Source organism: Vibrio sp. M260118 (assembly GCF_036533755.1).
GTDB lineage: Bacteria > Pseudomonadota > Gammaproteobacteria > Enterobacterales > Vibrionaceae > Vibrio.
Window position 1 is genome coordinate 1 of the sequence record NZ_JATABG010000237.1, and the last position, 9,479, is coordinate 9,479.

Sequence of the window (9,479 nt, forward strand, 5' to 3'; positions counted from 1 at the left end):
AGGTTGGTTAACCGTTGGTTATGACGAATTATGTGATAGTAAAGTGATTCGTTCGATCTTGATTGCTTCCAATCAACCCATTGCGGCTGATGCAACAGAAATGGCAGGACTGATTGGTAAACCACTCACCTTTACCGCGCTACTTTCCATCGCGGCTCAGGAAGAAGCAACCGAGTTGATTTGTAGCTGTTTCCGCGTCAACGATAAACAGATCGTGCGTGAACTAGAGAGTGGCGACTGCACTAGCGTCAATCAACTGAAAAACAAGCTTAAGTGTGGCACTAACTGTGGCTCTTGCATACCTCAAGTTGAGCAGTTAGTTGCGGAGTACCACCAAACGATTGCTGTGACTAAGTAGGAGCAGAGCATGAAAATGGATTTACTGTACAAAGAAGGTTCACAACTCGGCTTACGAGGTGGAGGTTTTGTCGCTCATGATTATATAGAGCACACTATTGACGGTGCTGGTAGCGAGCAAAGTAGACAGGGCGGTACAGGTAAGGTATTGCTGGTCGGTGCGGGGCCTAACGACCCGGAGTTGCTAACGGTCAAAGCGATGAAAGCGATTCAGGACGCGGATGTGATTGTCTATGACCGTTTAGTGAATCAAGAGGTCCTCGAATTCGCGTCAACTCAGTGTAAACTCATTTACGTAGGTAAACGCTGCGGTCAGCCGAGCCTAAAGCAGGAAGAGATCAGCCAAATATTGGTTGATTGTGCAAAGCTTGGTAAGCAAGTAGTTAGGCTTAAAGGTGGTGACCCGTTTATCTTTGGTCGCGGTGGTGAAGAGGGCTTGTTGCTGGCTGAAAATAATATTGAGTATCAAGTCATCCCAGGAATTACCGCAGCCATTGGTTGTGCGGCATCTTCGTATATTCCATTAACCCATCGTAAAGTGGCTCGAAGCGTTACCTTTGTGACCGGACAAGTGGTAACCGGAGCACTACCTGCTTGGTCTCAGCTTGTCGGTGCAGGTCAAACGCTTGTGTTCTACATGGGATTAGAGAAAGCCGACGAGATTCAGCGAGGGTTGATTAGCAATGGCTTAGATGGCGATTTCCCACTCGCGATTGTTACCCATGGTTGTAGCCGACAGCAAAAGGTGCATGTTTCCTGTTTAAGTGAGCTAATGTCCAAAGCGCATGAGCTGAAAGGAGTGAGTCCGGGATTGATTATATTGGGAGAAGTGGTCAAACTGAGAGACGAACTAATGGCTACGCTCGAAAGCGTTGTTTCTCAAGAGGAAGTATGAGCACAATTTTAGAATGTATTCGCACTGTAGGCCGAGGTGAGCGTGGGCGTAAACCGCTAACGTTTGAACAGGCCTACAAAATCATGGATGAGTATCTTGATGGTCAATGTGGTGACGATCAAATGGCGATGCTACTAATGTTGATTCGAGTACAAAATGAAACTCAGCAAGAGATTGCAGGTTTCGTAAAAGCGTTTCAGTCTCGCGTACCGAGTTTAGGCGCAGATATAGACTGGCCATGCTATGCGGGCAAACGCAGTAGCGCAGGCCAGCCTTGGCATCTGTTAGCCGCTAAAATCCTATCGCAACATGGCTACAAAGTGCTGCTCCACGGCTATCATGATAGACCTGCAGGGCGATTGCATGCGGAAGATTATTTAGCGCAGCTCGACGTACAAATCGCTGACTCACCGGAGCATGCGAAGAGTCTACTTGAAACTCATGGCATTGCTTATCTACCACTTAAGCATTTTGCGCCACAAGCGGAAACCATGATTGGCTGGAAAAATCGCTATGGATTGCGTACTCCGATCAACACGGTTGTTCGTGCGTTAAACCCGGGCGGCGCGAAACTCGGCCTGCGCGGTAGCTTTCATCCTGGCTTTCAGCAGCTTCATGCCGAAGTGGAGAGTGAAATTGGCTTAACCAGTCACGCAGTTGTTTCATTTAAAGGTCAGTCTGGTGAGTCGGAGTACAATCCTAAAGTGAGTCAAACGGTGTGGGTAAGTACACCAAACGGTGTTGAGTCTCACTACTGGACTGAACGAATGCTGACAGACATCCCTCTACCAAACCAATGTCTGTTTGGTACTGATGAGTCGAACCTCAACATGATGGCAAACACCATAGTATCTACAATGGCAGCAACGCTGTTTGCCGAATCTAATGATTTAGAGCAGGCCTTCGAAAAAGCCTATAGCTTATGGTCCAACTACTGTAAAAATCACTGATTTTACTACTTGGCACATTCCTTGTTATGTCTCTTATTAGATAGAGAGCACAACAGGGAATGTTCATGAATAAAAAACTCTCAAAAAATCCTCTTATTGTGTGTAGTGATCGCATCGAAGAATCGGTGCGATTAACCACTCAACTCGCTCAAGAGTTCGACAATATAACCAGTTGTCAGCTCAACCAGTTTGAGAAGATGCTCGACCGAGAACCCGAGTCCTATGTGGTTGTGGGTTGGCAGCAGCCGAGCGCAGAACTGCGACTGATTATCGAAGAGTGTCGACGCAGAAAGTTGCCGCTTCTGGTTGTGTTAAAGCAATTAGAGTCTAATGATATCAGCCGCTTACCAGAGAAAATGGACTATGTGATCATTCCGGCTGATAGTCAATTTTCACTTTCGCCTTGGATCGAAAATGCTTGCCAAATGCGCCAATCAGTGACTGCGTTAGAAAGTGAGATCGAGCAATTAGAACTCAAACTAGAAGAGCGAAAGTTGGTTGAAAAAGCCAAAGGCTTGTTAATGAAGATGCATCAGGTCGACGAAGAAGCAGCGTTCAAAGCGATGAGGAATTCGGCGATGCAGTCGAGCCAATCGCTCGCACAAGTTGCAAAGAACCTGCTGCAAACCCTAGAAGTCCTTAAGTAACACTCTACCACTTTGGGGTTATAAGAAAAATTCCGCATTGGTGCGAAGTGCACTAATACTAAGCAAATAGAATAGTGTCTGATAAGGTGTTTTACTTAACGTGTTGATATTAAAGAGTTAAATAAGTTGGCACATAACTTGGAACACTATAAACAGAAACTATGACAATCTGTTCAATCGTAACCTTGAATTATCAACGGCGGTAATAGAAAGGAAGCAATGGCGCTACAGCTCACTGGAGTTGTAGCGCCTTTTTATTGGAGAAAACTTATGAAATGGACGTCAGCAATCAAGCGCACTTTAGTCGGCGCTGCACTTACAACCACGTTTTACGTGCCCACGACTTTCGCAGAGTTAGGGGAACCTGAAATAGAAGATCTAAAGTTTGGTTTCATCAAGCTTACTGATATGGCACCGCTAGCGGTCGCGTATGAGAAAGGCTTTTTTGAAGATGAAGGTCTGTACGTCACGTTGGAAGCTCAAGCCAACTGGAAAGTACTATTAGACCGAGTCATCGATGGCGAACTTGATGGTGCACACATGCTATCTGGTCAACCGTTAGGTGCGACTATCGGTATCGGTACTAAAGCCGAGGTAATTACTGCATTTAGTATGGACCTTAACGGTAACGCGATTACTGTATCGAACAAGACTTGGGAACAGATGAAACCAAACATCCCAGTTCAAGAGGATGGTAAATTAGTTCATCCAATCAAGGCTGATGCGCTTAAACCTGTGGTTGAAAGCTATCTTGATGAAGGTAAGCCGTTCAACATGGGCATGGTGTTTCCTGTTTCAACTCACAACTACGAACTTCGTTATTGGTTAGCTGCTGGTGGCATTCACCCAGGCTATTACGCGCCAACAACAGGTGACAACAGCGGCCAAGTAAACGCAGACGTACTATTGAGCGTCACACCTCCACCGCAAATGCCAGCAACCATGGAAGCGGGCACAATTGAAGGTTACTGTGTGGGCGAACCGTGGAACCAACAAGCGGTATTTAAAGGCATTGGTGCTCCTGTCGTGACTGACTACGAAATCTGGAAAAACAACCCAGAGAAGGTGTTCGGCGTATCAAAATCCTGGGCTGAAAAATATCCAAATACTCATATTCGTGTCGTGAACAATGACGGGTACCTTTGAATATGAGAAAGGTGATGTACGTGAAGTGCCTGATTTCAACGTGTTCTTCCGTCACAACGCAACCTACCCATATTACAGTGATGCAATCTGGTACCTAACTCAGATGCGTCGTTGGGGCCAAATCCCTGAAGAAAAATCGGATGACTGGTACATGGAAGTGGCGAAAGAAGTATACCGCCCAGATATCTACCAACAAGCAGCGGAAGCTCTAATCGAAGATGGTGTTCTGTCTAGTACAGATTTCCCTAAATTCGCTGAAGAAGATGGCTTCCGCGCTCCACAAACTCACTTTATCGACAATATCGTCTACGACGGCCGTTCACCAAACGCTTACCTAGAGAAATTCGCGATTGGTCTGAAAGGCAAAGACAAAGTTTAACAACATAAAGGAGGGGTTCGCCCCTCCAATAAAAATAGTACTACCAACAAGGATGTATAGGAGTCGTTATGTCGAGCAATGTAATATCATTAATTCCGAGTAGAGAGCTGGTTGCGAATAAAAGCAAAGCTATTCTACTGCCTGTTATCGGAATCTTGCTGTTTTTAATGATGTGGCATTTTAGTGCACGTCAGGTAGAAACATCACTTGGTACCTTACCTGGTCCAGCTCAAACCTATCAGCAGTTTAGTAACTTAGTTAGCGAGCACTGGGCGGAGCGTGACAAAGAGATCGCGTTTATTGAGCGCCAAGAAAAACGCAACGCAGCAAAGCTAGCAAAGAACCCTGATGCTAAGGTGAAAATTCGCCCTTACACAGGCAAACCAACCTTTTTTGACCAGATAGTTACCAGTTTAATCACGGTAGCGAGTGGTTTCTTACTTGCGACAGTTATTGCAATCCCTCTGGGTATTATCCTCGGCTTGAATCAAGGCGTTTACCAAGCATTTAACCCAGTAATACAACTACTTAAACCTGTTTCACCCTTAGCGTGGCTACCGATAGTGACCATGGTGGTGAGTGCGACCTATGTCAGTGACGATCCTATGTTTGCCAAATCTTTCGTTAACTCACTGCTTACCGTTGCACTGTGTAGCTTGTGGCCAACGCTTATTAACACTGCGGTTGGTGTAACAAGCGTAGATAAAGACCTCATTAACGTAAGTAAAGTTTTGCAGCTGTCATGGTGGCAACACATTCGAGTCATCGTTCTTCCTTCAGCCATTCCGATGATCTTCACCGGGCTTCGTTTGTCATTAGGTATTGCATGGATGGTATTGATCGCGGCAGAAATGCTGGCGCAGAACCCAGGTCTAGGTAAGTTCGTATGGGACGAGTTCCAAAATGGTAGCTCGGCGTCTTTAGGGCGAATCATGGTAGCGGTTATTGCTATCGGTTTTATCGGCTTACTTCTCGACCGCGGCATGTTGCAACTTCAGAAGTGGTTATCTTGGAACAAACAGCAGGCATTGCGATAAAAGGAGTTTCCTATGTCTAAAGCACTATTAGATTTAACCCAGTTGGGTATGAGTTTTCCGACACCAAACGGCGACTTTATTGCACTGAAAAACGTAAACCTGCAGATCCGAAAAGGCGAATTTATCTCATTAATTGGTCACTCAGGTTGTGGCAAATCAACGGTTCTCAACCTAGTTGCAGGTCTGCACTTGCCAACTGACGGTGGTGTGATTGTTGATGGTCGTGAGGTGAGTGGCCCAGGCCCAGAACGTGCGGTGGTGTTCCAGAACCACTCTCTACTGCCTTGGTTAACGGTATACCAAAACGTTGAGCTCGCGGTGAAGCAGATTGCTGATCAACACTCTGGTTCAGTTGACACTAAAACTTGGATTAAACAGCAAGTTGAACACTATTTAGAGCTGATTCAAATGTCACATGCGGCGGATAAAAAGCCGGATGAAATCTCAGGTGGTATGAAACAGCGTGTTGGTATTGCTCGCGCGTTGGCTCTGCAACCAAAAGTCCTACTGATGGATGAACCGTTTGGCGCGTTAGATGCGCTAACTCGTGCACGCTTGCAAGACTCACTAATGGAGATTCAAGCAGAGCTAAACAATACAGTCATCATGATTACTCATGATGTCGATGAGGCGGTACTGCTCTCTGACAAAATCGTCATGATGACCAATGGCCCAGCGGCGACGATCGGTGAAGTGTTAGAGGTTGATTTGCCAAGGCCACGTAACCGCGTTGAGCTAGCCGACGATCCACAGTATCAGAAATGTCGTCAGTCAGTGCTTCGCTTCCTCTATGAGAAGCAGGCAAAAACAGCGGCTAGTCCGGCTGATAAAAAAGATAAAGAGCAAAAAGAGCTCACAACGACCGCGAAAACGGCTTAAAGGAGTCACATTATGGAACATATTGTTGTTGTAGGTAATGGCATGGTTGGCCACCATCTTGTGGCTCAGTTGGTAGAGCGTGGTGCTCACCTAGAAAAACGCATTACTGTCATCGGAGAAGAGCGTTTTATCGCTTATGACCGAGTACAGCTCTCTTCGCTGTTTTCCGGCAATAGCCATCAAGACCTAATGCTGAGCAGTGAAGAGTGGTACAAAATGCATGGCATTGAGCTAATGCTTGGTAGCCAAGTGACGCAAGTTGAACGAGATAAAAAGCGTTTAGTTCTCGATGGTGACAGCGTGATGGGGTACGACCAACTTGTTCTCGCGACAGGTTCTTACCCATTTGTGCCACCAATCGATGGGAAAGATCGCGATAATATTTTTGTTTACCGAACCCTAGATGATCTTTCTGAAATCAAAACTGCCTGTCAGGGCGCCAAAACAGGTGCCGTCATCGGTGGTGGTTTGCTTGGTCTAGAAGCTGCCAACGCATTGAAACTGCTGGGCGTAGAAACACACGTAGTAGAGTTTGCGCCGCGCTTAATGCCAGTTCAGCTTGATGACGGAGCAGGGCAAGTTCTCAAAGAGAAAATTGAGGACTTGGGCTTAACCGTTCATACCTCGTCGGCAACTGAGAAAATCTGTGATGGTGAGAGTGCTAACCACAGGTTAGTGTTCAAAGACGCCGACCCTCTAGAAGTCGATGTTATCGTATTCTCTGCAGGTATTAGACCTCAAGATGCGTTAGCGCGTGAGGCAGGTATCGAGATTGGTGAGCGTGGCGGTATTGTTATCAATGATCAGTGCCGGACAAGTGATGAAAGCATCTATGCTGTGGGTGAGTGTGCGTTATGGCAGGAGAAAATCTTCGGCTTAGTTGCTCCGGGCTACACTATGGCGCGAGTGGTTGCGGATCAACTACTTGGACGTGATAACAAAGGCTTCACTGGCGCAGACATGAGTACCAAGCTCAAGTTGCTTGGCGTTGATGTCGCTTCGATTGGTGATGCTCATAAAGCAACTGAAGGTGCGCAAGAGATGGTGCTGCAAGATGCAGTCGCGGGCATCTACAAGAAACTGGTTGTCGATAAATCAGGAACTAAGTTGCTCGGCGCTATTTTAGTGGGAGACAACTCAGACTATGATGCGCTACTTCAATGCTACCTTAATGAAACTGAGCTTCCAGACCACGCGGCTAACTTGCTGTTTGATACAGGAATGCTAAACGGCGAGATGGATGATAGTGCCATCATCTGTTCTTGTCACAATGTCAGCAAAGGTGACTTGGTCAGCGCTATTCAAGCAGGTGCTCATGACCTAGATACGCTCAAGGCTGAAACGAAAGCGGGTACAGGTTGTGGCGGTTGTACCAGTATGGTTAAGAGTGTCTTGGATACTCAGTTAACTACTATGGGTGTTGAGGTTAACAACCACATCTGTGAGCACTTTGAATTATCACGCCAAGAGCTATTCCACATCTGTCAGGTAGAGCAAATTAAAGATTTCCATACCTTGTTAGAAAAACATGGTAAAGGCATGGGGTGTGACCTTTGTAAGCCAACAGCGGCATCGATCTTTGCGTCGCTATGGAATGAGCACATCATGGAGCCGCAACACAGCGCGCTGCAAGACTCGAATGATGCATTCATGGCTAACCTACAGAAAGACGGTTCTTACTCAGTCGTCCCTCGTGTGGCGGGCGGTGAAATTACCCCAGATAAATTGATTGCTTTGGGTGAAGTAGCGAAGAAATACGATCTCTACACTAAGATCACTGGTGGTCAGCGTGTCGACCTATTTGGCGCTCAAGTAGAGCAGCTACCAGAGATCTGGCAAGCATTGATCGATGCAGGTTTTGAAACTGGTCATGCCTACGGTAAATCACTGCGAACAGTTAAATCATGTGTCGGTTCAACCTGGTGTCGTTACGGTGTTGATGATTCTGTCGGCTTAGCCATTGAGCTAGAGAATCGCTATAAAGGCCTTCGTGCGCCGCACAAGATCAAGTTCGCTGTCTCTGGTTGTACCCGTGAGTGTGCGGAAGCGCAGAGTAAAGATATTGGCGTCATCGCAACTGAAAACGGTTGGAACCTCTATGTTTGTGGTAATGGTGGTATGCGGCCAAGACACGCAGACTTGATTGCTTCGGATCTATCTAAAGCAGAGCTAGTTGCACTTATCGACCGTGTACTCATGTTCTACGTACGAACTGCGGATCGTCTACAACGAACCTCAGTTTGGATAGAGAACTTAGAAGGTGGATTGGATTACCTGAAACAAGTAGTGATCGAAGATTCGCTTAACCTCAACGAGTCTCTTGAAGCTCAGATGCAGCATATCGTTGATACCTACCAATGTGAGTGGAAGAGCACGATTGAAAACAGTGACAAACTGGCTAAGTTCAAACCATTTATCAATGCCGATGATGCAAGCCAAGCGCTGCCATATCAAAGAGTGCGCGGTCAACGTATCCCTGTGAAGGAGGAAATCTAATGGAAGTCGTAGATAAAATAAAAGTTTGTCGCTTAGATGAGTTGTCTCCATACCAAGGTCGAGCTGCGTTAATTGATGGCGAGCAAGTGGCGCTGTTCAATATTCCTGAGCATGGTGTCTTTGCGATTCAAAACTGGGACCCAATCGGTGAAGCTTATGTGCTTTGCCGAGGAATCGTGGGTGATGTAGCAGGCGAAATGTGCGTAGCCTCGCCACTCTACAAGCAACATTTCAGCTTAAAGAGTGGTGAATGCATCGAAAAGCCGGAAATAAAGTTGTCGGTATACAAGGTAGAGATCGAACAAGGCAACGTCTTGATTGGTTGATAGCCTGATGCGATTGTGAGCAAATAGATCACGCCTTAATCAACGCAGATTTGTTTTTAACCACTTGAACGTTAAAAATAAATTTTTCGTTGACTCTAAATCTCTAGCCGTTAAAGTACACCCCGTTCCCACGACAACGTCGTTGGAATGGTGGTGTACCATCGCTTTTAGCGTTGCCCTGGTGGTGGAATTGGTAGACACAAGGGATTTAAAATCCCTCGGCGTTCGCGCTGTGCCGGTTCAAGTCCGGCCCGGGGCACCATCTACCTTGTTTCAAGGTACAAGCAAAATTTGAGGCGCGTTGGCAGAGTGGCTATGCAGCGGATTGCAAATCCGTGGACCTCGGTTCGACTCCGGGACGCGCCTC

At 46.5% G+C, this 9,479-nt stretch carries 8 protein-coding genes, 2 tRNA genes and 1 pseudogene; all 11 read left to right on the forward strand.

The genetic code is table 11. From position 1 onward, the window contains the following. Positions 1 to 358: (2Fe-2S)-binding protein (locus QTO00_RS13710; RefSeq protein ID WP_331425308.1), on the forward strand; the 358-nt coding region annotated here is incomplete at its 5' end. Positions 359 to 367: 9 nt separating this feature from the next. After that, positions 368 to 1,252, forward strand: a complete 885-nt coding sequence (gene cobA / locus QTO00_RS13715) for a uroporphyrinogen-III C-methyltransferase (RefSeq protein ID WP_331425309.1) — start codon at positions 368 to 370, stop codon at positions 1,250 to 1,252. Then, positions 1,249 to 2,202 carry a glycosyl transferase family protein gene (locus tag QTO00_RS13720; RefSeq protein ID WP_331425310.1) on the forward strand — a complete coding sequence of 318 codons (954 nt, stop codon included), beginning with the start codon at positions 1,249 to 1,251 and terminating at the stop codon, positions 2,200 to 2,202. Before cobA ends, QTO00_RS13720 begins: the two co-directional genes overlap by 4 nt. A 65-nt stretch (positions 2,203 to 2,267) precedes the next feature. Further along, positions 2,268 to 2,849 carry an ANTAR domain-containing response regulator gene (locus QTO00_RS13725; protein WP_331425311.1) on the forward strand — a complete coding sequence of 194 codons (582 nt, stop codon included), beginning with the start codon at positions 2,268 to 2,270 and terminating at the stop codon, positions 2,847 to 2,849. A 270-nt stretch (positions 2,850 to 3,119) separates the two neighbouring features. Further along, a pseudogene (locus QTO00_RS13730) lies at positions 3,120 to 4,374 on the forward strand (CmpA/NrtA family ABC transporter substrate-binding protein). A 68-nt stretch (positions 4,375 to 4,442) separates the two neighbouring features. Next, positions 4,443 to 5,411 (forward strand): ABC transporter permease, encoded by a 969-nt coding sequence (locus QTO00_RS13735; RefSeq protein ID WP_331425312.1) that lies wholly within the window; start codon positions 4,443 to 4,445, stop codon positions 5,409 to 5,411. Positions 5,412 to 5,423: 12 nt separating this feature from the next. Beyond that, on the forward strand, positions 5,424 to 6,290 hold the full coding sequence (locus QTO00_RS13740; RefSeq protein WP_331425313.1) for an ABC transporter ATP-binding protein: 867 nt from the start codon (positions 5,424 to 5,426) through the stop codon (positions 6,288 to 6,290). 12 nt (positions 6,291 to 6,302) lie between these two features. Then, a complete protein-coding gene (gene nirB, locus QTO00_RS13745) occupies positions 6,303 to 8,786 on the forward strand; it encodes a nitrite reductase large subunit NirB (protein ID WP_331425314.1) in 2,484 nt (827 codons plus the stop codon). After that, a complete protein-coding gene (nirD, locus tag QTO00_RS13750) occupies positions 8,786 to 9,112 on the forward strand; it encodes a nitrite reductase small subunit NirD (protein WP_331425315.1) in 327 nt (108 codons plus the stop codon). The genes nirB and nirD overlap by 1 nt, the downstream gene beginning before the upstream one ends. A gap of 175 nt (positions 9,113 to 9,287) precedes the next feature. Further along, positions 9,288 to 9,374 (forward strand) — tRNA-Leu (locus QTO00_RS13755). Positions 9,375 to 9,407: 33 nt separating this feature from the next. Continuing rightward, positions 9,408 to 9,478: transfer RNA gene (locus tag QTO00_RS13760), tRNA-Cys, on the forward strand. The last annotated feature ends 1 nt before the right edge of the window (position 9,479 follow it).

What these genes read in the sequence shown, in the direction of transcription:
- cobA (WP_331425309.1), top strand. Translation starts at nt 368, where the DNA reads ATGAAAATGGATTTACTGTACAAAGAAGGTTCACAACTCGGCTTACGA.
- QTO00_RS13720 (WP_331425310.1), top strand. Translation starts at nt 1,249, where the DNA reads ATGAGCACAATTTTAGAATGTATTCGCACTGTAGGCCGAGGTGAGCGT.
- QTO00_RS13725 (WP_331425311.1), top strand. Translation starts at nt 2,268, where the DNA reads ATGAATAAAAAACTCTCAAAAAATCCTCTTATTGTGTGTAGTGATCGC.
- QTO00_RS13735 (WP_331425312.1), top strand. Translation starts at nt 4,443, where the DNA reads ATGTCGAGCAATGTAATATCATTAATTCCGAGTAGAGAGCTGGTTGCG.
- QTO00_RS13740 (WP_331425313.1), top strand. Translation starts at nt 5,424, where the DNA reads ATGTCTAAAGCACTATTAGATTTAACCCAGTTGGGTATGAGTTTTCCG.
- nirB (WP_331425314.1), top strand. Translation starts at nt 6,303, where the DNA reads ATGGAACATATTGTTGTTGTAGGTAATGGCATGGTTGGCCACCATCTT.
- nirD (WP_331425315.1), top strand. Translation starts at nt 8,786, where the DNA reads ATGGAAGTCGTAGATAAAATAAAAGTTTGTCGCTTAGATGAGTTGTCT.